The sequence below is a fragment of the Geobacillus sp. Manikaran-105 genome (assembly GCF_002809955.1).
GTDB lineage: Bacteria > Bacillota > Bacilli > Bacillales > Anoxybacillaceae > Geobacillus > Geobacillus thermophilus.
The window spans coordinates 55,570-77,813 of sequence record NZ_PIJG01000001.1; the positions used below are offsets into that span (position 1 = coordinate 55,570).

A 22,244-nucleotide genomic window follows, 5' to 3' on the forward strand; every position below is an offset into this window, starting at 1 on the left:
CTCGATGAACTTGCTAGAGAAAACACGAAAAATCAACGCCATGCTGCAGAAGGCAGCCGGGCGGCCGGTCAATTTCAAAGAGATGGCGGAAACGCTTTGCGATGTCATTGAAGCGAACGTGTTCGTCGTCAGCCGCCGCGGCAAACTGCTTGGCTTCGCCATTAAACAGTCGATTGAAAACGAACGGATGAAACGGATGCTTGAGGAGCGCCAGTTTCCGGAAGAATACACGAAAAACTTGTTCAACATTACGGAAACGTCCCCTAATATCGATATTAATAGCGAATATACGGCGTTTCCAGTGGAAAATCGTGACTTGTTCAAAACCGGTTTGACGACGATCGTTCCGATCAACGGCGGAGGCGAACGGCTCGGCACGCTTATTTTGTCGCGCCTTGATCGCGAGTTTGATAACGATGACCTGATTTTGGCCGAGTATGGCGCAACGGTCGTCGGCATGGAAATTTTGCGTGAAAAAGCGGAAGAAATCGAAGAGGAAGCGCGCAGCAAGGCGGTCGTGCAAATGGCGATCAGCTCGCTTTCTTACAGCGAACTTGAGGCGATTGAACATATTTTTGAAGAGCTTGACGGAACGGAAGGGCTGCTTGTCGCCAGCAAAATCGCCGACCGCGTCGGCATCACCCGTTCGGTGATCGTCAACGCCCTGCGCAAGCTTGAAAGCGCCGGCGTCATCGAATCGCGCTCGCTCGGCATGAAAGGAACGTACATTAAAGTATTGAATGACAAGTTTTTAAGCGAACTGGAAAAATTGAAATCAAGCTGAACGGCATAGCTGCCTAAGCCCGCTGGGTATTTTGTCCCGGCGGGTTTTTTGTTGTTGACAAACATCTTTGGCATCGTTTTTCTGTCATGGCATCTTCGAAAAATAGTACCAAGTTCCGTCTATACATTAGGTTTTCTTTCCCGTAAAATGAAAATTAGCAGAAATTGTCGAAAAATAGGAGAAAAGAGGGGATTCCATTGGCGCTCTTTTCAGCGACGATCGGTTGGCTTGAACAAGGGCTTCGCTACGCTGCGCTTCGCCAACAGGCGATCGCCGACAACATCGCCAACGCCGATACGCCGGGCTATAAGGCGAAAGATGTGCGCTTTCAGGCGGAGCTTGACCGGGCGCTTGCCCTTGAGGCCAAACGGACGAATCCGAAGCATTTTTCGTTTCCAAACGAACAAAATGGAAAAATCATCGTGACGACGGACACAACGGTGAGTTACAATCATAATGGAAACAGTGTCGATATCGATCAAGAAATGTCAAAACTAGCAGAAAACCAAATTTATTACAATGCCTTAATCGAGCGGCTCAACGGCAAATTTACAACGTTGAAAACAGTGATTAAAGGAGGGAAATAACGGGTGTCTTTGTTTCAAAGTCTAAACATTTCGGCTTCGGCGTTGACCGCCCAACGGTTGCGCATGGACGTGATCGCCTCCAACATCGCTAACGTCGATACGACGCGGGCCCGCCTTGTCAACGGCGAATGGGAGCCGTACCGCCGCAAAATGGTCATCATTGAACCGCGCAGCGGGTCGTTTTCGGGCTATTTGCAGGCCGCCCTCGGACGTGCTGAAGCTGTCGGCAACGGCGTTCGGGTGCGCGAAATTGCTGACGATCCGGCTCCGTTTAAACTCGTCTACGACCCGGACCATCCGGATGCGGGCGCAGATGGCTACGTTCGCCTGCCAAACGTCGAACCGCTCAAAGAAATGGTCGATTTGATCGGTGCGACGCGCTCGTATGAGGCGAATGTCACCGCGCTGAACGCTTCAAAAGGGATGCTCATGAAGGCGCTTGAAATCGGGAAATAAGCCGAAGAGGAGGAATGACAAATGGTTGATGGAGTGAGCCGCATCGGGCTGGCGCCGGCGGCCGCCGCTTCAAGCCCGGTGAAGCCGGCAGCGGTGCAAAAGCAGTTCGCCGCCTTTTTCAAAGAAGCGCTCAACAATGTCAATAACGCACAAATCGAGGCGGATGCGCTGACAGAAAAGCTTGTCCGTGGGGAAAACGTCCAATTGCATGATGTGATGATCGCGGCGCAAAAGGCAAGCATCGCGCTGCAACTGACGATCGAAATCCGCAACAAAGCGGTTGAGGCGTACCAGGAAATGATGCGCATGCCGTTGTAGACGGCAAGGGACGATACATACAGAGCCCGCCATGGCCGAACGGTGGCCGCGGCGGCTGTATGGCTGGATGATCGGGGGAATCGTATGAGCAACAAGTGGAAAGAGTGGTGGGGCCGGGCCCGTTTGTTTTGGCAAGAGCGGACGAAAAAACAGAAATGGCTTGCCGCCGGAGGCGCGGCTGCGGTCCTTTTGATCCTTGGCCTTGGCATTTTTTTCGCCTTCAGGACGGAAATGGTGCCGCTATACAGCGATTTGACGCCGCAAGAAGCCGGACAAATCAAGGCGACGCTGGATCAGCGCGGTGTTCCCGCCGAAGTGACGGATGGCGGCACGACAATTAAAGTGCCGAAAGAGCAAGTGGATGCGCTGAAAGTCGAGCTGGCCGCCGAGGGCATTCCGAACAGCGGGGTCATCGATTATTCGTTTTTCGGCCAAAACGCGAGCTTCGGCATGACCGACAACGAGTTTAATATGGTGAAACTGAAGGCGATGCAAACGGAGCTCGCCAACTTAATCAAAACGATCGACGGCGTCGAGGACGCGAAAGTGATGATTAATCTTCCGCAGCCGAGCGTATTCGTTTCCGATGAAAAAGGGGAAGCCTCGGCTTCGATCGTGCTGAAGACGAAGCCGGGCTATGAATTCAGCGACGAGCAAATTCGGGCTTTGTATCATCTCGTCGCCAAAAGTGTTCCCCACCTCTCTACAGATAATATCGTCATTATGAACCAGTTTTTTGAGTATTTCGATTTGAAAAATGAAAACAAAAATTCGACAGCGGCGGCATTCACTGAGCAGCAACAGATCAAACGACAAATCGAACGCGACATTCAACGGCAAGTCCAGCGAATGCTCGGCACGATGATGGGGCAGGACAAAGTCGTTGTCTCGGTGACGGCCGACATCGACTTTACACAGGAAAAGCGGGAGGAGCAGTTGGTCGCTCCGGTGGACGAAAAGAACAACGAAGGCATTGCCGTCAGCGTCCAGCGCATTAAAGAGACGTACTCGGGAAGCGGTGCGCCGCCGGGCGGCACGGCCGGAACGGGGACGAATGAAGTGCCGGGCTACCAAGGAGCAAACGGCGGAACGAACGGAAACTATGAGCGGACCGAAGAAACGATCAACAATGAGGTCAACAAAATTAAAAAACAAATCGTGGAAAGCCCGTATAAAATTCGCGATCTAGGCATTCAAGTGATGGTCGAGCCGCCAAATCCGGATGATCCGAATTCATTGCCGCCGGAAACGGTCAATGACATTCAAAAACTATTAGGGACGATTGTCCGGACGTCGATTGACAAAGAAGAAGCGCAGGCGCTGACCGACCAAGATGTCAATAGCCGCGTCGTCGTCTCGGTGCAAAAGTTCAACGGCAAACCGGCATTCACCGAACCGGCGCCGGTTCAGCCGGCGTGGTGGTGGTACGCGGCCGGCGGAGGCGCGCTATTGCTCATTGCCCTACTGCTCTTCTTCTGGCTGCGACGCCGCCGTGAAGATGAAGAAGAAGAAGAGGAGGAGCTCGCATTCGCCCCGCCGCTTCCGGTCGAGCCGGATTTGCCGGAGCCGCCGGAGACGGAGGCGGCGCTGCGCCGTCGGCAGCTGGAGCGGTTGGCGAAAGAAAAACCGGATGAGTTTGCCAAACTATTGAAAACATGGCTATCGGAAGAGTAGGAGGAGCGGCGTATGGCAAAACGCGATCGGAAAGGCGGGCTGACGGGCAGGCAAAAGGCAGCCATTTTGCTCATTTCCCTCGGCCCGGACGTATCGGCCTCCATCTATAAACATTTATCCGAAGAAGACATTGAAAAGCTGACGCTCGAAATTTCCAACGTCCGCCAAGTGGCGGCCGAGCAAAAAGAGGAAGTGCTTGAGGAATTCCGGCAGCTCGCTTTGGCGCAGGATTACATCGCCCAAGGCGGCATCGCCTACGCGAAAGAAGTGTTGGAAAAAGCGCTCGGCCCGGACAAGGCGATGAACATTATCAACCGTCTGACATCAGCGCTTATGGTGCGGCCGTTTGATTTCGCCCGCAAAGCCGACCCGATGCAGCTGTTAAACTTTATTCAGCATGAGCATCCGCAAACGATCGCTCTCATTCTTTCGTATTTAGACCCGGCGCAGGCGGGGCAGATTTTATCAGCGCTGCCGCAAGAGATGCAGGCCGATGTGGCCAGGCGCATCGCGCTTATGGACAGCACGTCGCCGGAGATCATTAGCGAAGTCGAGCAAATTTTGGAGCGGCGGCTGTCGGCGACAGTGATGCAAGATTACACGCAAGCCGGCGGCATTGAGGCGGTCGTCGAAGTGCTGAACCAAGTCGATCGAAGCACGGAGCGGACGATTTTAGACGCTTTGGAAATTCAAGACCCCGAGCTTGCGGAAGAAATTAAAAAGCGGATGTTTGTGTTTGAAGACATCGTTACGCTCGACAATCGCGCCATTCAACGCGTCATCCGCGAAGTGGATAACAATGACCTTATGCTGGCGCTTAAGGTGGCGAGCGATGAAGTGAAAGAAATTGTCTTCCGCAACATGTCAACAAGAATGGCCGAGACGTTCAAAGAAGAAATGGAATATATGGGCCCGGTCCGGCTGCGTGATGTGGAAGAAGCGCAATCGCGCATTGTCGCCATTATCCGCCGTCTCGAGGAAGCCGGGGAAATCGTCATCGCCCGCGGGGGAGGAGATGATATTATTGTCTAGCGTCATTAAAGCGCCGGCATTGGCCGGGCGCGCCGGCAAAAAGACGATCGCCGTGCAGCGCTGCATGTTCGATGTTCCGCCTTCGAACGAGGATCGGCAAAAGGAAATCGAGGCGATTTCCGCCGCCAAAGAAGAGGCGGCCGCGCTTCGCCGCCAAGCCGAGCAATATTGCGAGACGGTGCGCGAACAGCTGGCCCGTGAACGGGAGCAATGGGAGCGCGAGAAAGACCGGCTTAGGCAGGAAGCGCGCGCCCAAGGGTACGAAGACGGCTACGCCGCCGGGCGCGAGGCGGCGCTTCGCGAACACCGCGAATGGATCGACCAAGCCCGCCGCTTGGCGGAGCGGATGAATCACGAATTTTATGCGAAGGCCGAGGCGGCGGATGAGATGATGCTCGAAGTGGCGCTGAAAGCGGCGGAACGCATCATCGGCGCCACGCTCGAGCGAGACCGGAGCGCGTTTTTGCCGCTTGTGCGCCAAGTGCTGCAGGAAGTGCGGCGGCAAACGGAAGTGTCCGTTTACGTGCATCCGGGTTGTTATGAGACGGTAGCCGAACAGCAAGAATTGTTGAAATCGCTATTTCCGCACCGCGTCGATTTGTTCATCTATCCGGATGAAGCGTTGCCGGAATACGGTTGTCTCGTGGAAACGCCGTTCGGCCGCATCGATGCCAGCGTAGACATGCAACTTGAACGGCTGCGCGAAGCGCTCTACAGACGGCTGAAGGAGGGAATGTCCTCTGAACTGGCAGGCGCTTCTTGAGGACATCGCCACCGTCGATTTGTACAAACGATTCGGCAAAGTATCGCGCGTCGTTGGGCTCATGACCGAATCGAAAGGTCCGGGCAGCTCGATCGGCGACCTTTGCTACATTCATGAAACGAGCGGCCGGAAAATTCCGGCGGAAGTCGTCGGCTTTCACGAGCACCACGTCTTGCTCATGCCGTTTTCCGCCATGACGCATATCGCCCCCGGCTGTTTGGTGGAAGCGACCGGCAAGCCGCTCGAAGTGTATGTGGGCGATGCGCTCATCGGCATGGTTCTTGATCCGCTCGGCCAACCGTTGGACGGCGCCCCGCTGCCGCCCGGGCTGAAGCCTGTGTCGGTCGACCGCGATCCGCCCAATCCGCTCACCCGGCCGCCGATCGCCGAGCCGCTTGAAGTCGGCGTGCGCGTCATCGACAGTCTGCTGGCGGTCGGGAAAGGGCAACGGGTCGGCATTTTTGCCGGTTCCGGCGTCGGCAAGAGCACGCTCATGGGAATGATCGCCCGCCGCACATCGGCTGACGTGAACGTTATCGCCTTAATCGGCGAGCGGGGGCGCGAAGTGCGCGAATTTTTAGAGCGCGATCTTGGGCCGGAAGGGTTGGCCCGTTCCGTCGTCGTTGTCGCCACCTCGGACCAGCCGGCGCTCATGCGCGTCAAAGGGGCGTACACCGCGACAGCGATCGCCGAATATTTCCGCGACCAAGGGGCGGATGTCATGCTGATGATGGATTCGGTCACCCGCGTCGCGATGGCGCAGCGGGAGATCGGGTTGGCTGTCGGCGAGCCGCCGACTACAAAGGGCTATACCCCGTCGGTGTTCGCCTTGCTCCCGAAGCTGCTCGAGCGGGCCGGGACGAGCGACTCAGGCACCATTACCGCGTTTTATACGGTGCTCGTTGACGGCGACGATATGAACGAGCCGATTGCCGATGCGGTGCGCGGCATTTTGGACGGCCATTTTGTGTTGGAACGCCAGCTCGCGAATAAAGGCCAGTACCCGGCCATTAACGTGCTGAAAAGCGTCAGCCGCGTCATGCCCCATATTATCAGCGCTGAGCACCGCGAAGCAGCGAACCGGTTCCGCCGTCTCCTTTCCACTTATATCGATTCGGAGGATTTGATTCAAATAGGGGCGTACAAGCGGGGGGCATCGCGAGAAATTGATGAGGCGATTGAACGTTATCCGCAAATGATGGCGTTTTGCCGCCAAGAAATAGAGGAAAAGGCGACGCGCGCCGAAAGCATTGATGCCCTTTTCCGTCTCATTTCGCCGCCATGACGGGGGCACAGCGTTAAGAGGGGGAAGGGGGATCCACAATGATGCCGACATTTCGGCTGCAAAAACTATGGACGATGAAGGAAAAAGAAAAGCAAGCAGCGCTGGCTGAATACGAAGAAGCGGTGCACAAGTTTGAGCAGGCGGCCGAGGCGCTGTACAAGTTGCTCAAGGAAAAAGAACGATGCGAGGCGGAAAGGGACAGGCGGCTGCAAGATGGCCTCGCTGTCGGGGCCATTCGCCATACGCTGCAGTATCTCGCCAGCTTGCAACAAACCATTGATCACTATCAGCTCATCGTCATGCGGGCGCGCGAGCAAATGCAGTGCCGGCACCAGCGCCTCATTGAGCTCAATATTGAAGTGAAAAAGTATGAGAAAATGCAGGAGCGCGTGCGGCGGTGGACAGAGCAGCGCGAAAAAGAGGCCGAAAGCCGTTTGCTCGATGAAATAGCCGTTCAGCGCTTTGTGCGGCAAGGAGAGTTATAGATGGCGGGCAGCAAACTTCAGCAGGAAGAAACGGCAAGCCGGTGGCAATGGATGTTGTTCGTCGTTGTCGTCCCGAGCCTCTTTGCGGCTTTCTTCCTCTTGCTGATTGCAAAGGCGGCCGGCATTGATGCGGTGAAGGCGAAACAATGGGTGGACAGCGTGCCGTTCGTCGCCGAATGGTTTGATTGGAAGAAGAAAGAAAAGACGCTGGCCAACACGATCGAGACGCAACAGCAGACGATCAAGCGGCAAAACCAAACGATCGCCAAGCAAAAAAAGCAAATTGAGCAGCTAAAAAGCGAATTGGCGGCAAAAGACGAGGAAATTGCCCGGCTGTCGACGCAGCAACAGCTGCCGACCCAGCAGGAAAAAGGCGGCGGACAAGCGTCTGCGGTGGATGTCATCAGCATGTACGGTGCCATGTCAGACAAGCAGGCCGCGGCTATTTTAGCCAAGCTGCCGGAGGATGAAGCGCTTGAGGTGCTGAGCCGGCTCGATAGCGACAAAGCCGCGGCTATTTTAGAACAAATGCCGGCCGAGCAGGCGGCGAACTTGCTTTCGTCATTGCATAAATGGGCGGCGAGAGAGGAGGGGGCTGAATGAAAGTGATGATCGCAGCAGTTGCACCGCAGCCAACGGGCGTGGAGCTGACAGCGAGAAAAGAGACAGCGGCTTCCAGCGCATTTGCGGCATTATTGGCGCAAAAGCAAACCGGGAAGCTGCCGGTTGAGGAGGGGATTGAACGGTCATCCCAGCCGGAAGGAAAGAAGCCGCGAATAACAGACGAATGGACAGAGCCGTTATGGCTGGCCGCTTCAGCTATGCACGTTGGCGCTGCCAACGTTTTAAACGCCCCTCCGGCGGCTGCACACAATGATGGTGAAGCCTTGGCGGCTGATGGGGAAAGCGGAAGAGTCAACCAAGAAGGGGCTGGTGCAAAAGCGCTGGCAGCCGTTCCGTCTTTTTGGCTACAGACGGATGAAAATAGCGGGTTGGACAAAGCTGCTTGGCTGGAACAACAGGCCAAAGAAATGAACGGGCGTTTCGATGGCGAACACCAGCCGCCTTTCTCACAAATTTTGCCGCGAACCGAGGGAGCTAGAAAGGAAATGGCGGTGCATTCCAACGGTGAAAGCAGCTGGCTGGCGCCGCGAGTTTTATCTTCGATGTACGGGCCAGCCTCTTTACGGCAGCAGGAGGACGCTCGCCAGCTGCATAGTGTGCTCGTTTCGACAAACCTTGCCTCTTTGATTCCATTCGTCCCTGGCGGCCATGAGGCGGGGACGGTGGAAGCAGGGAATGAAAGTTCGTTTGTCGAGCAAGTAGCCCGTGCATGGCAATTCGGCCGATGGGTGAAGCTGCCAAACGGCGTTATGCAGCTTGTTATTCGCCTTCATCCGGAACATCTTGGAACGGTGACGGTGAAAATGGCGCAAGAAGGCGGAAAATTGACCGCCCGGCTGCTTGTGGCGACCGATGCGGCGGAAGAGTTGATCCGCAACCACTTGCCGCAGCTTGCTCAGCAGCTTGATGCGAGTTCCATCACGGTCGAAAAATGGACCGTTTGGTCGGATTATGACCGCTCCGCGATGCCGCCGTATTCCGGGAACCGCCAAGGAGGGCAGCAGCAGGGCGAATCGCGGCAAAAACAAAAGCGGGAGCCATCATCTTCCTTCCCGTTAGCGCTAGACGGGATCGAAGCTGACGCATAAGGGGGAAAAGAACGAGGATGACAACGAATGCGATTGATGGAAGCTTATGGCTGACAAACGCGGTTCAGCCGGAACGGAAAACGGGTAATCAAATTTTAGGAAAAGACGACTTTCTCAAAATTTTGCTCGCCCAGCTCGAAAACCAAGACCCGCTCAATCCGATGGAAGATAAAGACTTTATCGCGCAAATGGCGAGCTTCTCTTCGCTTGAGCAAATGATGAACATCGCCAATTTGATGCAGAAATGGATGCAAGTGTCAAGCCGTGATGCGCTTTTGCGCTACAGCGAATGGATCGGCAAAACGGTGCACTGGCAAGACGGCGATGCAACGATGAGCGCGGTTGTCAAATCGGTGACGCAAAAAGACGGGAACATTGTTCTCGGGCTCGATAACGGAGCGACGATTGCCGCTGACGCGGTGATGACAGTCGAACAACACGAATAAGAGGGGAGAGGGAGCGAATGCTTCGTTCGATGTATTCCGGCATTGGCGCCATGCGCAATTTCCAAACAAAACTTGACGTTATCGGCAACAATATCGCCAACGTCAATACGTACGGGTTTAAAAAAGGACGAACGATCTTTAAAGATTTAATGAGCCAAACGATTTCCGGAGCGGGAGGGCCGAACGCCGGCCGCGGCGGCACGAATCCGAAGCAAGTCGGGCTCGGTTCGCAGCTGGCGGCGATCGACACCGTCCATACGCAAGGAAGCTTGCAAACGACCGGACGCGTGCTTGATTTGGCCATTTCCGGCGACGGGTTTTTCATCGTCGGCGATGCGTCCGGCAACAATCGCATGTATACGAGAGCCGGGAATTTTTATCTCGATTCGCAAGGCTCTATTGTCAATGCCGATGGTCAATATTTACTTGGAACTGATTCGACTGGGAAAATCACGAGTTTGAAAATTCCTTCTAATGCGAAAAGTTTAAGCATCGGAGCCGATGGCACGGTCAACATCATCGATGCTTCTGGGAATTTACAGCTGATAGGCACGATTCAGCTGGCCAAATTTGCAAACAATGACGGATTAGAAAAAGCCGGCAACAACTTGTTCCGCGAAACGACCAACTCCGGCGCGCCAACGACAGGGGCGCCGGGAGCGAACGGAACAGGAACCATCGTCTCCGGCGCGCTTGAGATGTCCAACGTCGACCTTGCCGAGGAATTCACGGAGATGATCGTCGCCCAGCGCGGCTTCCAGGCGAATACGCGCATCATTACGACATCGGATGAAATTTTGCAAGAGCTTGTCAACTTGAAAAAATAGAATAGGAGGTAGGGCGTGAGCGGCGTCTTGCGCCTGCTGGCCGATGATTTCGTTAACGAAGCTCAACGGCAAACGGTTTGTGCTCAATGCGTTGTACATCGAACAAATTGAAGCGTTTCCTGATACGACCGTGACGCTGACGAACGGAAAAAAATTCGTCGTTCGCGAAACGGTCGAGCAAGTGGCGGCGCGAGCGAGCGAATTTTACCAGCAGCTTGGTGTGTTTCGCTTACCGAAAGCAGGAGGATTGGACCGTGAAAGGGAATAAAGCAATCAAAACGATGATCATTGTGCTGGCGGTCATCGCTTTGGCTGGAACGGCGGCGCTTGTCGCGGTGATGAAGATGGGGCATGCGGAAAAACAAGGGGCGCCAAGCGCTGACGAACTGGCGGAACGATCGATCGACATTCCGGAAATGACCACCAATTTAGCAGACGGACGTTATATTAAAATCTCATTTAAAATTGAAACAGACAGCGATCAAGGAAAAGAAGAGGCGGAGAAACGCGATTTTCAGATGAAAGACGTGATCATCGAGCAACTTTCGCAGATGAAAGCGGCCGACTTTAAAGGAAAAGAAGGGCTGACGGCGCTGAAAGAGAGGCTGAAGCGCGAGATCAACGGATTGATGCAAGAAGGGAGAGTGGAGAACGTCTACATTACCTCTTTTATCCTCCAGTAGCCCTGTCATTGGAAGGGGGGAAGATGAAATGACGGCCGGGGAAGTATTGTCGCAAAGCGAAATTGACGCGTTGCTCGCGGCGCTTTCTGCAGGGGAGATGAGCGCGGAGGAGCTGAAAAAAGAGGAGGAAGGCCGACGCGTCAAAACGTATGATTTCCGGCGGGCGCTTCGGTTTTCCAAAGACCAGATTCGCAGTTTGACGCGCATTCATGAAAACTTCGCCCGCCTGTTGACCACGTTTTTTTCCGCCCAGCTGCGCACGTATGTGCAAATCTCGGTCGCGTCGGCCGACCAGATTCCGTACGAAGAGTTCGTCCGCTCGATTCCAAAAATGACGATCATTAACGTCTTTGAAGTGCCGCCGCTCGACGGGCATGTGCTGCTGGAAATCAATCCGAATATCGCCTATGCCATGCTCGATCGGGTGATGGGCGGCCGCGGCGCCGGCATGGACAAAGTGGAGCACCTCACGGAAATTGAGACACGCATCATGTCCAACTTGTTCGACAAGGCGTTTGCCTATTGGCGCGATGCGTGGGAGTCGGTGGCGGAAATGGATCCGCTGTTTGTCGACTTTGAGGTTAACCCGCAGTTTTTGCGCATGATCGCGCCGAACGATACGGTCGTTGTCATTTCGCTCAACACGCAAATCGGCGAGGCGCGCGGCATGATGAACGTTTGCATTCCGCACGTCGTTTTGGAGCCGATTATGCCGCGGCTGTCGGTGCATTACTGGATGCAGGCGCAAAAAAAAGAGCGTTCCCCCGAGGAAGCGGGACGAATTGAGCAAGGCATCCGCGCGGCTCAACTGCCGATTGTCGCCGAACTTGGCACAGCGGCTGTTACCGTCGGCGAATTTTTGCAGCTCGAGGTCGGAGATGTCATCCAGCTCGGGCAGTCGATCCATGATCCGCTTGTCATCAAAATCGGCCATATTCCGAAATTTATCGGTCAACCGGGGAAACGGAACAAAAAGCTGGCGGTGCAAATTTTAGCGATGATCGAGGGGGACGAAGCAGGACATGATGAATGACGGAATGTTGTCGCAAGATGAAATCGATGCTCTGTTGCGCGGAATGGACAGCCGTGACCGCGCACCGGCGCTTCACGATATTTTCACCCCGCTCGAGCAGGACGCTCTAGGGGAGATTGGCAATATTTCCTTTGGCAGCTCAGCGACGGCGCTGTCCATGTTATTGAACCAAAAAGTCGAGATTACGACACCGAACGTCTCGGTGATCGAGCGGACGCGCGTCGCGGATGAGTTCCCGCAGCCGTATGTCGCCATTCAAGTCAATTACACGGAAGGGCTTCTCGGGACCAACTTGCTGGTCATTGAGCAGCGGGACGCCGCCATTATCGCCGATTTGATGCTTGGCGGCGACGGAACGGCGCCCGACAGCGCGCTTGGGGAAATTCAGCTGAGCGCCGTGCAGGAAGCCATGAACCAAATGATGGGGTCAGCGGCGACGTCGATGTCGACTGTTTTTGGCAAGCGGGTCGACATTTCCCCGCCGACGATCCATCTTCTTGATTTGAGCGAAGGAAAAGGTCTGGAATATTTGCCGGATGAAGACTTTTTGATTAAAGTGTCGTTCCGGCTGAAAATCGGCACGTTAATTGATTCGAACATCATGCAGCTGCTGCCCGTTGATTTTGCCAAAGAACTGGTCACCTATTTGCTTGGTGCGGCGGCAGGGGAGGAGGAAAACCGGCCTGAGCTGCCGGCCGGGGCGCCGCTGTCCGTGGAGCCGGAGCCGCAGCCCGCCTACGCCTATGCGGAGGCCGGCGCCCCTTCTTCCCCGGCGGCGAACCGTTTCCCGGAGGCGCCGGCTGAGCGCCTGGATGAAGGCAAAAGCGCAGCTGGACGGCATATTCAAGCAGCTGATTTTGCTGAGTTTGACGCCCCACCGCTTGCCGCGGCGGAGGCGCGCAATTTGGAGCTGCTGTTTGATGTGCCGCTGCAAGTGACGGTTGAACTGGGACGGACGAAACGCTCGGTGCAAGAGATTTTGCAATTGTCCACCGGGTCGATCATCGAACTTGATAAGCTGGCCGGCGAGCCGGTCGACGTTTTTGTCAACAATAAGCTGATCGCCAAAGGCGAGGTGGTCGTGATCGATGAAAACTTCGGCGTGCGCATCACCGACATTGTCAGCCAAAGCGATCGGTTAAAACGGCTAAAATAATGTGCATGGCAGGAGGTAGGGGGATATGGCAAGAGTGCTTGTTGTCGACGATGCTGCGTTTATGCGGATGATGATTAAAGACATTTTGACGAAGAATGGGCATGAGGTCGTCGCTGAAGCGGCGGACGGGAGACAGGCGGTCGAAAAATACAAGGAGACGCGCCCCGACATTGTGACGATGGATATTACGATGCCGGAGATGGATGGGATTACGGCGCTTAAAGAAATAAAAAAAATCGATAGCAACGCCAAAGTGATCATGTGTTCGGCGATGGGGCAGCAGGCGATGGTCATTGACGCCATTCAAGCCGGGGCGAAAGATTTCGTTGTCAAGCCGTTCCAGGCGGACCGCGTCATTGAAGCGATTAACAAAACGATCGGCTAGGCGATTAGAGGTGAGGGGATGTTGATGGCCATACGGCGATGGGCAGCGGGATTGCTGGCGGCAGCCATCTTGTTTGGGGCGCCGCCGGCGTCGGCTGCCCAAAGCCCGACGGTCGCCGATTGCCTGCAGCATCCGGATGCGTGCGGGCCGTCAGCGCCGGCCGGGCAACAGACAAAACCGACAGCGAATCAACCGGCTGATGCGGTGTCTGCTTCCGATGTGCTCCGGCTCATCGGGGCGACCGCCTTTGTCCTCGTTCTTCTTTACGCTCTGTTAAAATGGCTTTCCCGCCGCCATTCGCCTGTTTTCGGGTCAAAGGGTCTCATTGAGAATCTCGGTGGAACGAGCGTCGGGGCAAACCGCTCTGTTCAGCTCATCAAAGTCGGCAACCGGCTGCTCGTCATCGGCGTTGGCGATTCGATCCAGCTGCTGCGGGAAATCAGCAATGAAGACGAAATAAACGAACTGCTGGCGCAGCATAATGAGCGGCTCGAACGGATGGCCAGCTTCCACCCGTTTGGGTCCCGCCTTCGTGAATATTGGACAGCGAAAGCGAAACGGGGAAGCGGTCCGGCTCCGTCCTTTTCCTCACTGTTTGCCGAGGAAATGAGCCGAATGGCCGACAGGCGGAATGAGTGGCTGAAGCGGTTGAAAGAGAAAGGAACGGCTGGCGATGAATGACTTTGTCCATATGTTTAACTCGATGGCGCCCGAGCATGTCTCGACATCGGTGAAACTGCTTTTGCTTCTTACCATTTTGTCGGTTGCTCCCGGCATTTTGATCATGATGACGTGTTTTACGCGCATCGTCATCGTTTTGTCGTTCGTGCGCACGTCGCTTGGCACGCAGCAAATGCCGCCCAACCAAGTGTTGATCGGGCTGGCGCTGTTTTTGACGTTTTTCATCATGGCGCCAACATGGAAAGAGATTCACGATCAGGCGCTTGAGCCGCTGTTTGCCGAAAAAATTGATTTGGATGAGGCGTACGAACGCGCCGCTGTTCCGCTCAAGCAGTTTATGAGCCAACATACGAGACAGCAAGATTTGGCCTTGTTTTTATCATACAGCGGCGCCGGGCAGCCGAAAACGGTCAACGACATTCCGCTTACCGCGCTCGTCCCGGCGTTTGCGATCAGCGAGCTGAAAACCGCGTTTCAAATGGGCTTTATGATTTTCATCCCGTTTTTGGTCATCGATATGATCGTTGCCAGCGTCTTGATGTCGATGGGAATGATGATGCTGCCGCCGGTGATGATTTCGCTGCCGTTTAAAATTTTGCTATTTGTTCTTGTCGACGGCTGGCATTTGGTCGTCAAATCGTTGCTGCAAAGCTTTCAATAAAGATGGGTGGCGTTTATGAGTGCCGATTTTATCATCCGCCTTGCCGAACAAGGCGTCTACATCGTGTTGATCGTTTGCGGCCCGTTGCTGCTGCTGTCGCTTGTTGTCGGGCTCGTTGTCAGCATTTTTCAGGCTGCGACCCAAATTCAAGAGCAGACGCTCGCGTTTGTCCCGAAAATCGTTGCTGTCCTGCTCGGGCTCGTCTTGTTCGGGCCGTGGATGCTCTCGAAAATGGTGTCGTACGCCCATGACATTTTCGCCAATTTGGCTTCATTTATAGGCTGATCTATGATGGAACAACTATGGACGTATTTTCCCGCGTTTTTGCTCATCTTCGCCCGCACCGCTTCGTTTTTTGCGGCCATGCCGCTCTTTTCGTACCGGACGGTGCCGGCTTCGTACAAGATTGGAATGGCGTTTTTTTTCAGCTGGCTTATGTTTTTGGCAGGGCCGAAGCCGTCGCTTCCATTGAATGATGTGTATGTATTGTTCGTCGTCAAAGAGGCGCTCGTCGGGCTGGCGCTCGGCTTGATCGCGGCCATCGTCATGGCGGCTGTGCAAGTCGCCGGCGGCTTGATCGATTTTCAAATCGGGTTTGCCATCGCCAACGTCATCGATCCGCAAACCGGGGTGCAAAGCCCGTTGCTCGGGCAGTATCTTCACTCGCTGGCGCTTTTGCTGCTGCTTATGCTTGACGGGCATCATTTGCTGCTTGACGGCTTGTTTTACAGCTATCACTGGCTGCCGCTTGACCGGTGGCCGCACATTGCCGACGGGCGGGCGGCTGAGTATGCGGTGCGCACGTTCGCGGCGATGTTTGCCGCCGCTGTGCAAATGGCTGCCCCGCTTGTCGGATCGCTCTTTTTGGTCGATGTGGCGCTCGGCCTCATCGCCCGCGCCGTGCCGCAAATGAATATTTTTGCTGTCGGGTTTTCGCTCAAGACAGCGGCTGCGTTTTTCATGTTGTTTGCGGCGATCGGGGGAATGTTGACCGCGGCGCGCGAACTGTTTCAACTTATGTTTGTGTCGCTGCGCGAGTTTATGCAGCTGTTGGGAGGCGCGTAACGTGGGCGAACGGCGGCTTGATTTGCAGTTTTTCGCCGGGGAAAAGACGGAAAAGGCGACGCCGCGCAAACGGCAAGAAGTGCGGGAAAAAGGCCAGGTCGCCAAAAGCAGCGATGCGGTGGCCGCCATCGTATTGCTCGCGCTGTTTCTCGTTTTGTCGCTGGCGGGAGCGTATGAGCGGGACGGGCTGCTGCGCATGCTCGCGCGTGCGCTTTCCGATTATGCCGCCGCTCCGCTGACGATTGATTCGCTTCATGCCATCTTTCTCGACTGGCTTCGCCATGCGGCGCTTCTGTTAGCTCCATTTTTTGCCGCCGCCGTATTAGCGGCTGGGCTGGCCAACTTTTTGCAAGTCGGTGTCTTGTTTACCGCAGAGCCGCTCAAAATCGACGGAAACCGCCTCAACCCGGTGCAAGGAATAAAACGGCTTTTTTCGCTGCGCGCCATTGTCGAGCTGTTAAAATCTGTGTTAAAAGCTGGAATCATCGGTGCGGTCGTGTTTATGCTCTTGCTCGGGGGATGGGACGAGCTCACGGCGCTTGCGGCCAGGCCGCCGGCCGCCATGCTTGCCATTGTCGGCGCGCTGACGGTGAAAATGGGGCTGTATGCTGCGGCCGCGCTCTTGTTTTTGGCGTTGTTTGACTATTTGTACCAGCGGTTTGAGTTTGAACGAAACATCCGCATGTCGAAGCAAGACATTAAAGATGAATTCAAAAAGACGGAAGGCGACCCGCTCATTAAATCGCGCATTAAGCAAAGACAGCGGGAGATGGCGATGAGGCGGATGATGCAGGAGGTGCCGAATGCCGATGTTGTCATCACCAATCCCACCCATTATGCGGTAGCGCTGAAGTATGAAGATGGAAAAATGGAGGCGCCGGTTGTCGTGGCGAAAGGGGCTGACTATGTGGCGTTGAAAATAAAGGAAATTGCCAAGGCGAACGGCGTCGTGACGGTTGAAAATCGTCCGTTGGCGCAGGCGCTTTACCGGCAGACGGACGTCGGCGACATGATTCCAGAGACGTTTTTTAAGGCAGTGGCGGAAATTTTGGCGTACGTCTACCGGCTCAAACGAAAAGGGTAACAGCAAGGGGAGAAAACCATGCAAGCGCAGCTCAAAGATTTATCCGTGTTAATTATGGTTGTGCTCATCGTCGCCATGCTCGTCATTCCATTGCCGACATGGCTGCTGAGCGTTTTGATCATCATCAACATTTCCCTCGCCTTGCTCGTTTTGCTGACGGCGATGAACACGAAAGAGCCGCTTCAGTTTTCCGTTTTTCCGTCATTGCTGTTAGTGCTGACGTTGTTCCGGCTCGGGTTGAATGTCTCGACAACCCGTTCGATCTTAAGCAAGGGGGAAGCGGGCGGCGTCGTTGAGACGTTTGGGACGTTCGTCGTCGGCGGCGATGTCGTCGTCGGGTTTGTCGTGTTTTTGATTTTGGTCATTATTCAGTTCATTGTGATCACAAAAGGGGCGGAGCGTGTCTCGGAAGTGGCGGCCCGCTTTACGCTCGATGCGATGCCGGGCAAACAGATGAGCATTGACGCTGATTTGAACGCCGGCATGATCTCGGAGCAGGAAGCGCGCGAGCGGCGGGAAAAAATCGCCCAAGAGGCCGATTTTTACGGTGCGATGGACGGAGCGAGCAAATTTGTAAAAGGCGACGCCATCGCCGGCATTATTATCGTGATCATCAATATGCTGTTTGGCATGGTGATCGGCGTTGTTGAGCAAGGAATGGACATGGCGGAGGCGGCGAAGCGCTATACGTTGTTGACGGTCGGCGACGGAATCGTCAGCCAGATTCCGGCGCTGTTGATTTCGACCGCGACCGGCATCATCGTCACGCGTGCGGCGTCTGACAGCAATTTAAGCGGCGACATTATGCGTCAGTTATTTGCGTTTCCGAAAATGTTGTACGTCACGGCGGGAACGATTTTCCTGCTCGGCTTGTTTACCCCGATCAACGATGCGTTGACAATGTCGATCGCCGGGCTGCTGGCATTTGGCGGCTACCGATTTGTCGAGCAGCAAAAACAGGGGGAAGCGGCTGCCGTCCAGCCGGATGAAGAAATAGCGGCGGCTGACGAATTAAAAAGTCCGGAGAGCGTGATTCAACTATTGCATGTCGACCCGATCGAGTTCGAGTTCGGTTACGCGCTTATTCCGCTTGCGGATGCCGCCCAAGGCGGCGACCTGCTTGACCGGATCGTCATGATCCGCCGTCAGCTCGCGCTTGAGCTCGGCATCGTCGTTCCGGTTGTGCGCATCCGCGACAACATCCAGCTTCAGCCGAACGAATACCGAGTGAAAATTAAAGGCGAAGAGGTGGCGCGCGGCGAGCTGCTGCTTGACCATTATTTGGCGATGAGCCCCGGGATTGATGACGGATCGGTCGAAGGGATTGACACGGTTGAACCGGCGTTTGGCCTGCCGGCGAAGTGGATCTCCGAGGCGGCCAAAGACCGCGCGGAAATGCTCGGCTATACGGTCGTCGACCCGCCATCGGTCGTCTCGACACACTTAACGGAGGTGCTGAAAGCCCATGCCCACGAACTGCTGGGGCGCCAGGAAACAAAACAGCTGATCGATCATTTAAAAGAATCGTATCCGGTGCTTGTCGACGATGTGACGCCGAATCCGTTGTCTGTCGGCGACGTGCAAAAAGTGCTCGCCAAGCTATTGAAAGAGAAAGTGTCGATCCGCAATTTGCCGCTTATCTTTGAGGCGCTTGCCGACTTTGCCCGCCTGACCGCCGACACCGACTTGTTGACGGAATACGTCCGCCAGGCGCTGGCGCGGCAAATCACGAAGCAGTACGCCGTGCCGGGCGAACCGCTGCGTGTCATTACGCTTTCGGGCAAGGCGGAAAAAACGATTGCCGATGCGGTGCAGCAAACGGAGCACGGACGCTATTTGGCGCTTGATCCGGCGCGGGCGCAGGCGCTTGTCGAGGCGGTGGCGGCGGCGCTCGACCGCCACCCGTTCGCCGGCCAAACGCCGATCTTGCTCTGTTCTCCGGCGGTGCGCATGTATGTCCGGCAGCTGACGGAGCGCCATTTTCCGTCAATCCCAGTGCTGTCGTACAACGAGCTCGAAGCTGACGTCGAAGTTCAAAGCGTGGGGATGGTGGAAATCGAATGAAAGTGAAAAAATTTGTCGCCCCGTCCATGAACGAAGCGATGAAAATGGTTCGCGCCGAACTTGGCCGCGACGCCGTCATTTTGCACTCGAAAGTCGTGCAGACCGGCGGATTTTTCGGTCTGTTTGCGAAAAAAAAGATCGAAGTGTTGGCCGGCGTTGATCCGGATCCACTGCCGCCGCGTCAGCCGGATGCCGCCGCGTCTTTGACGCGTCAGCAGAGTGCTGCGTCCTTTGCCCCTTTGCCGGCGGCCGAGCGGGAGGAAGACGGCTCGCTTGCCCGTGAGATCGAGGAAGTCAAGGCGCTCATCCGTCAGTTCAACGCCCGCTCGTCTTCGCTTTTGTATCCTCCGCCGCTTGCGGAAGCGGAACGGCGCCTCATTCGGCAAGGGATGGCGGATGTGTACGTCCGCCAAGTGATGGATCGCCTGCTTGAACGGTGGTATGCCGACAAAGACAGCCGGTCGCCCGCTGCGGTCTCCGCCTGGACGAAAGAAGCGGTGCGCGATCTATTGTCGACGCTTCCGTTTGTCAAAACGGCGGAGCAAAAAAAGTATATGATTTTGCTTGGTCCGACCGGGGTTGGAAAAACGACGACGCTCGCCAAAATGGCAGGGCGCGCCGTCCTCGAGCAAGGGAAAAAAGTCGGGTTCATCACGGCCGACACGTACCGGATCGCCGCCATCGACCAACTGAAGACGTATGCCGACATTTTGCACGCTCCGTTGGAAGTATGCTACAATGCCGACGATTTTCGGACGGCGAAGCGGAAATTGGCCGGTTGCGATCTCTTGTTCGTCGATACGGCTGGCCGCAACTTCCGCAACCCGCAATACGTGGATGAACTGCAGCAAACGCTCGAGTTTGACAGCGAAACGGAAACGTTTCTTGTATTCGCCGCCACGGGAAAGTATGACGATATGAAAACGATTTACAACCACTTTTCCCGCCTGCCGATCGATCGGCTGATCGTGACGAAGCTCGATGAGACGGACTCGTTTGGAACGATCGTCAATGTGTTGCTTGACAGCCGGCTTGCCGCCGCCTATTTCACGAACGGGCAAAATGTGCCGGACGACATGGTGGAAGCGTCCGCAGACCGGCTCGTTCATCTGCTGTTTGGGGCGGAGCGATGGTGAGCGATCAAGCAGAACGGCTGCGCTATGAGCTGGGCCGCCGGCGCCAGCCGGCGGCGGGGCCGCGGACCATCGCGGTGACGAGCGGGAAAGGCGGAGTCGGCAAGTCAAACCTTTCGCTCAATTTTTCGCTGTCGCTCTCGAAGCTCGGGTTTCGCGTCTTGCTGCTTGATATGGACATCGGCATGGGCAACATCGACATTTTGCTCGGCCAGTCGTCGCCATTGACGCTTTCGGATTGGTTTTCCGCGCGGTTGCCGCTTTCCGAGCTGGTAAAAAGCGGACCGGAGCATCTATCGTATATTGCTGGGGGGACGGGCGCCGCGCAATGGTTGAGTGTCGATCGATCCGCTATCGACTATTTGTTGGCCGAGCTGCAGACGGTGGCGTCGCGATATGATTATCTCATTTTCGATATGGGGGCGGGTGCCTCAGAAGAACGATTGTATTTTTTAAAGTCCGTCGACGATGTGTTTATTGTCACGACGCCGGAGCCGACCGCGATGACGGATGCGTACGCCATGATGAAATATATGCACACCGCCGGCAGCGAGGCACCGTTTTCCGTCATCGTCAACCGCGCCGGCAGCGAGCGGGAAGGATATGGCGTCTTTTCGCGCCTGCAGCATGCCGCCAGTCGGTTTTTCCATAAAGACATCGCCTTGCTTGGCGTCGTTCCTGAAGACCGGATGGTCGCGCGCTGTGTCGTCCGGCAAACGCCGTTTGTTCTCTTTGATCCAGCGGCGAAGGCGAGCCGGGCAGTGCGTCAAATGGCATGCCGCTATGCGGCGGGAGGAGAAAAAGAGCCGGAGCGGGCTCCCCGCTTTTTTGCGAAGCTGCGTCAACTTTTGCTAGAAAGGTAGAGACGGAACATGAAGACGATCAAGGTGCTTGTCGTCGATGACTCGGCGTTTATGCGCAAATGGATCAGTGATTTTTTGTCCGAACATCCGCGCCTCGAAGTCATCGGAACAGCTCGCAACGGCCGGGAGGAGCTCGAGAAAATCGCCGCCCTAAGGCCGGATGTCGTGACGCTTGATGTGGAAATGCCGGTCATGAACGGACTCGAAACGTTGCAGCGCATCATGCGGGACCATCCCGTGCCGGTCGTCATGGTGTCAAGCACGACGACCGAAGGGGCGGAAAACACGATCGCCGCCATGCAGTACAGGGCGGTCGACTTTGTCGCTAAGCCGTCCGGACCGATTTCGCTCGATTTGTACAAAGTGAAAGACGAGCTGATTGGCAAAGTGCTGCACGCGAGCGAAGCGAACGTGGCTGCCTTGACTGCCCCGCGCCGCCAACGTCCGTCTTGGTGCCCATCGTTCAAAGCGGCGGCGCGGCCGCAACAGGCCATCGTCGCGATCGGCACTTCCACCGGCGGCCCGCGCGCGCTCGAGACGGTGCTGACGCAGCTTCCGCCCGATCTAGCCGCTCCGGTCGTCGCTGTCCAGCATATGCCCAAAGGATTTACGACATCGCTCGCCAACCGGCTTGATGCGCTTGCCGCGATCACGGTCAAGGAGGCGGAAGACGGGGAAGTGCTGCAAAATGGCACCGCCTATATCGCGCCAGGCGGCGTCCATCTCATCGTTCGCGAAGAAGGTGGCGCGCTTAAAGCCCGTTTCGACGAATCGCCGCCGCGCGCCGGCCATCGTCCGGCTGTTGACGTGTTGTTCGAGTCGCTCGCTGCCATTCGCCTCTGTCGGAAAATCGCGGTGATCATGACCGGGATGGGAAGCGACGGAACAGCGGGGTTGAAAAAGCTGAAGGAAAGCGGGAACACAAAAGCGATCGCGGAAGCGCGCGAGACAGCCGTTGTCTTTGGGATGCCAAGAGCGGCGATCGAGGCTGGCGTCGTTGATGTCATCGTTCCGCTTGACAGCATCGCCGCTGCCATCGTCCAATTGATCGGGGAGTGAGGGGGAAA

The 22,244-nt window shown here is 55.7% G+C and carries 27 protein-coding genes; all 27 read left to right on the plus strand.

Annotation, left to right across the window (positions count from 1 at the left end; genetic code table 11):
• Positions 1-4: 4 nt before the first annotated feature.
• Positions 5-784, plus strand: coding sequence for a GTP-sensing pleiotropic transcriptional regulator CodY (codY, locus tag CV945_RS00295; RefSeq protein ID WP_033008156.1), 780 nt, complete (start codon positions 5-7; stop codon positions 782-784).
• Between the two features lie 197 nt (positions 785-981).
• Positions 982-1,371, plus strand: coding sequence for a flagellar basal body rod protein FlgB (gene flgB / locus CV945_RS00300; protein WP_100658903.1), 390 nt, complete (start codon positions 982-984; stop codon positions 1,369-1,371).
• A gap of 3 nt (positions 1,372-1,374) precedes the next feature.
• Positions 1,375-1,827, plus strand: a complete 453-nt coding sequence (flgC, locus tag CV945_RS00305; protein ID WP_100658904.1) for a flagellar basal body rod protein FlgC — start codon at positions 1,375-1,377, stop codon at positions 1,825-1,827.
• A 21-nt stretch (positions 1,828-1,848) separates the two neighbouring features.
• Positions 1,849-2,145 (plus strand): flagellar hook-basal body complex protein FliE, encoded by a 297-nt coding sequence (gene fliE, locus CV945_RS00310; protein WP_033008148.1) that lies wholly within the window; start codon positions 1,849-1,851, stop codon positions 2,143-2,145.
• Between the two features lie 84 nt (positions 2,146-2,229).
• Positions 2,230-3,819: a flagellar basal-body MS-ring/collar protein FliF gene (fliF, locus tag CV945_RS00315; protein ID WP_033008182.1), complete on the plus strand. Its 1,590-nt coding sequence runs from the start codon at positions 2,230-2,232 to the stop codon at positions 3,817-3,819.
• A gap of 12 nt (positions 3,820-3,831) precedes the next feature.
• The gene (gene fliG / locus CV945_RS00320) at positions 3,832-4,851 is read left to right on the plus strand and encodes a flagellar motor switch protein FliG (RefSeq protein ID WP_100658905.1); all 1,020 of its coding nucleotides are present in this window, start codon (positions 3,832-3,834) and stop codon (positions 4,849-4,851) included.
• Complete coding sequence (fliH, locus tag CV945_RS00325; protein ID WP_100658906.1) at positions 4,835-5,614, plus strand: flagellar assembly protein FliH; 780 nt, start codon at positions 4,835-4,837, stop codon at positions 5,612-5,614. Before fliG ends, fliH begins: the two co-directional genes overlap by 17 nt.
• The gene (fliI, locus tag CV945_RS00330) at positions 5,592-6,899 is read left to right on the plus strand and encodes a flagellar protein export ATPase FliI (RefSeq protein ID WP_094239882.1); all 1,308 of its coding nucleotides are present in this window, start codon (positions 5,592-5,594) and stop codon (positions 6,897-6,899) included. The genes fliH and fliI overlap by 23 nt, the downstream gene beginning before the upstream one ends.
• Positions 6,900-6,937: 38 nt before the next feature.
• On the plus strand, positions 6,938-7,384 hold the full coding sequence (gene fliJ, locus CV945_RS00335) for a flagellar export protein FliJ (RefSeq protein WP_047818133.1): 447 nt from the start codon (positions 6,938-6,940) through the stop codon (positions 7,382-7,384).
• The gene (locus CV945_RS00340) at positions 7,385-7,987 is read left to right on the plus strand and encodes a MotE family protein (RefSeq protein WP_047818134.1); all 603 of its coding nucleotides are present in this window, start codon (positions 7,385-7,387) and stop codon (positions 7,985-7,987) included.
• Positions 7,984-9,096 carry a flagellar hook-length control protein FliK gene (locus CV945_RS00345; RefSeq protein WP_100658907.1) on the plus strand — a complete coding sequence of 371 codons (1,113 nt, stop codon included), beginning with the start codon at positions 7,984-7,986 and terminating at the stop codon, positions 9,094-9,096. The genes CV945_RS00340 and CV945_RS00345 overlap by 4 nt, the downstream gene beginning before the upstream one ends.
• Before the next feature lie 17 nt (positions 9,097-9,113).
• Positions 9,114-9,542 carry a flagellar hook assembly protein FlgD gene (gene flgD, locus CV945_RS00350; RefSeq protein WP_100658908.1) on the plus strand — a complete coding sequence of 143 codons (429 nt, stop codon included), beginning with the start codon at positions 9,114-9,116 and terminating at the stop codon, positions 9,540-9,542.
• Positions 9,543-9,559: 17 nt separating this feature from the next.
• Positions 9,560-10,369 (plus strand): flagellar basal body rod protein FlgG, encoded by an 810-nt coding sequence (gene flgG / locus CV945_RS00355; protein WP_100658909.1) that lies wholly within the window; start codon positions 9,560-9,562, stop codon positions 10,367-10,369.
• 43 nt (positions 10,370-10,412) lie between these two features.
• On the plus strand, positions 10,413-10,637 hold the full coding sequence (locus CV945_RS00360; RefSeq protein ID WP_014195456.1) for a flagellar FlbD family protein: 225 nt from the start codon (positions 10,413-10,415) through the stop codon (positions 10,635-10,637).
• Complete coding sequence (gene fliL / locus CV945_RS00365; protein ID WP_011230729.1) at positions 10,624-11,052, plus strand: flagellar basal body-associated protein FliL; 429 nt, start codon at positions 10,624-10,626, stop codon at positions 11,050-11,052. Before CV945_RS00360 ends, fliL begins: the two co-directional genes overlap by 14 nt.
• Positions 11,053-11,080: 28 nt before the next feature.
• The gene (gene fliM / locus CV945_RS00370; RefSeq protein ID WP_063211209.1) at positions 11,081-12,085 is read left to right on the plus strand and encodes a flagellar motor switch protein FliM; all 1,005 of its coding nucleotides are present in this window, start codon (positions 11,081-11,083) and stop codon (positions 12,083-12,085) included.
• Entirely contained in the window at positions 12,075-13,241 is a 1,167-nt protein-coding gene (fliY, locus tag CV945_RS00375; RefSeq protein WP_063211211.1) for a flagellar motor switch phosphatase FliY, read from the plus strand. The genes fliM and fliY overlap by 11 nt, the downstream gene beginning before the upstream one ends.
• A 25-nt stretch (positions 13,242-13,266) precedes the next feature.
• On the plus strand, positions 13,267-13,626 hold the full coding sequence (locus CV945_RS00380) for a response regulator (protein WP_033008120.1): 360 nt from the start codon (positions 13,267-13,269) through the stop codon (positions 13,624-13,626).
• Positions 13,627-13,650: 24 nt separating this feature from the next.
• Positions 13,651-14,307, plus strand: a complete 657-nt coding sequence (gene fliZ / locus CV945_RS00385) for a flagella biosynthesis regulatory protein FliZ (RefSeq protein ID WP_047818139.1) — start codon at positions 13,651-13,653, stop codon at positions 14,305-14,307.
• Entirely contained in the window at positions 14,300-14,968 is a 669-nt protein-coding gene (gene fliP / locus CV945_RS00390; protein WP_033008117.1) for a flagellar type III secretion system pore protein FliP, read from the plus strand. The genes fliZ and fliP overlap by 8 nt, the downstream gene beginning before the upstream one ends.
• A gap of 15 nt (positions 14,969-14,983) precedes the next feature.
• Complete coding sequence (gene fliQ / locus CV945_RS00395; protein WP_033008116.1) at positions 14,984-15,253, plus strand: flagellar biosynthesis protein FliQ; 270 nt, start codon at positions 14,984-14,986, stop codon at positions 15,251-15,253.
• A gap of 6 nt (positions 15,254-15,259) precedes the next feature.
• On the plus strand, positions 15,260-16,033 hold the full coding sequence (gene fliR, locus CV945_RS00400; protein ID WP_100658910.1) for a flagellar biosynthetic protein FliR: 774 nt from the start codon (positions 15,260-15,262) through the stop codon (positions 16,031-16,033).
• Position 16,034: 1 nt separating this feature from the next.
• On the plus strand, positions 16,035-17,117 hold the full coding sequence (flhB, locus tag CV945_RS00405) for a flagellar biosynthesis protein FlhB (RefSeq protein ID WP_063211215.1): 1,083 nt from the start codon (positions 16,035-16,037) through the stop codon (positions 17,115-17,117).
• Positions 17,118-17,135: 18 nt separating this feature from the next.
• Positions 17,136-19,181 (plus strand): flagellar biosynthesis protein FlhA, encoded by a 2,046-nt coding sequence (flhA, locus tag CV945_RS00410; RefSeq protein ID WP_100658911.1) that lies wholly within the window; start codon positions 17,136-17,138, stop codon positions 19,179-19,181.
• Complete coding sequence (flhF, locus tag CV945_RS00415; RefSeq protein ID WP_050368508.1) at positions 19,178-20,317, plus strand: flagellar biosynthesis GTPase FlhF; 1,140 nt, start codon at positions 19,178-19,180, stop codon at positions 20,315-20,317. The genes flhA and flhF overlap by 4 nt, the downstream gene beginning before the upstream one ends.
• Positions 20,311-21,177, plus strand: a complete 867-nt coding sequence (locus CV945_RS00420; RefSeq protein WP_021322273.1) for a MinD/ParA family protein — start codon at positions 20,311-20,313, stop codon at positions 21,175-21,177. Before flhF ends, CV945_RS00420 begins: the two co-directional genes overlap by 7 nt.
• Positions 21,178-21,186: 9 nt before the next feature.
• Positions 21,187-22,236 (plus strand): protein-glutamate methylesterase/protein-glutamine glutaminase, encoded by a 1,050-nt coding sequence (locus CV945_RS00425; RefSeq protein ID WP_050368509.1) that lies wholly within the window; start codon positions 21,187-21,189, stop codon positions 22,234-22,236.
• The last annotated feature ends 8 nt before the right edge of the window (positions 22,237-22,244 follow it).

Bases quoted from the DNA above. Each gene is read 5' to 3' on its own strand.
- codY (WP_033008156.1), top strand. From the start codon at position 5: ATGAACTTGCTAGAGAAAACACGAAAAATCAACGCCATGCTGCAGAAG.
- fliE (WP_033008148.1), top strand. From the start codon at position 1,849: ATGGTTGATGGAGTGAGCCGCATCGGGCTGGCGCCGGCGGCCGCCGCT.
- fliF (WP_033008182.1), top strand. From the start codon at position 2,230: ATGAGCAACAAGTGGAAAGAGTGGTGGGGCCGGGCCCGTTTGTTTTGG.
- fliG (WP_100658905.1), top strand. From the start codon at position 3,832: ATGGCAAAACGCGATCGGAAAGGCGGGCTGACGGGCAGGCAAAAGGCA.
- fliH (WP_100658906.1), top strand. From the start codon at position 4,835: ATGATATTATTGTCTAGCGTCATTAAAGCGCCGGCATTGGCCGGGCGC.
- fliJ (WP_047818133.1), top strand. From the start codon at position 6,938: ATGATGCCGACATTTCGGCTGCAAAAACTATGGACGATGAAGGAAAAA.
- CV945_RS00340 (WP_047818134.1), top strand. From the start codon at position 7,385: ATGGCGGGCAGCAAACTTCAGCAGGAAGAAACGGCAAGCCGGTGGCAA.
- CV945_RS00345 (WP_100658907.1), top strand. From the start codon at position 7,984: ATGAAAGTGATGATCGCAGCAGTTGCACCGCAGCCAACGGGCGTGGAG.
- flgD (WP_100658908.1), top strand. From the start codon at position 9,114: ATGACAACGAATGCGATTGATGGAAGCTTATGGCTGACAAACGCGGTT.
- flgG (WP_100658909.1), top strand. From the start codon at position 9,560: ATGCTTCGTTCGATGTATTCCGGCATTGGCGCCATGCGCAATTTCCAA.
- CV945_RS00360 (WP_014195456.1), top strand. From the start codon at position 10,413: ATGATTTCGTTAACGAAGCTCAACGGCAAACGGTTTGTGCTCAATGCG.
- fliM (WP_063211209.1), top strand. From the start codon at position 11,081: ATGACGGCCGGGGAAGTATTGTCGCAAAGCGAAATTGACGCGTTGCTC.
- fliY (WP_063211211.1), top strand. From the start codon at position 12,075: ATGATGAATGACGGAATGTTGTCGCAAGATGAAATCGATGCTCTGTTG.
- CV945_RS00380 (WP_033008120.1), top strand. From the start codon at position 13,267: ATGGCAAGAGTGCTTGTTGTCGACGATGCTGCGTTTATGCGGATGATG.
- fliZ (WP_047818139.1), top strand. From the start codon at position 13,651: ATGGCCATACGGCGATGGGCAGCGGGATTGCTGGCGGCAGCCATCTTG.
- fliP (WP_033008117.1), top strand. From the start codon at position 14,300: ATGAATGACTTTGTCCATATGTTTAACTCGATGGCGCCCGAGCATGTC.
- fliQ (WP_033008116.1), top strand. From the start codon at position 14,984: ATGAGTGCCGATTTTATCATCCGCCTTGCCGAACAAGGCGTCTACATC.
- fliR (WP_100658910.1), top strand. From the start codon at position 15,260: ATGGAACAACTATGGACGTATTTTCCCGCGTTTTTGCTCATCTTCGCC.
- flhA (WP_100658911.1), top strand. From the start codon at position 17,136: ATGCAAGCGCAGCTCAAAGATTTATCCGTGTTAATTATGGTTGTGCTC.
- flhF (WP_050368508.1), top strand. From the start codon at position 19,178: ATGAAAGTGAAAAAATTTGTCGCCCCGTCCATGAACGAAGCGATGAAA.
- CV945_RS00420 (WP_021322273.1), top strand. From the start codon at position 20,311: ATGGTGAGCGATCAAGCAGAACGGCTGCGCTATGAGCTGGGCCGCCGG.
- CV945_RS00425 (WP_050368509.1), top strand. From the start codon at position 21,187: ATGAAGACGATCAAGGTGCTTGTCGTCGATGACTCGGCGTTTATGCGC.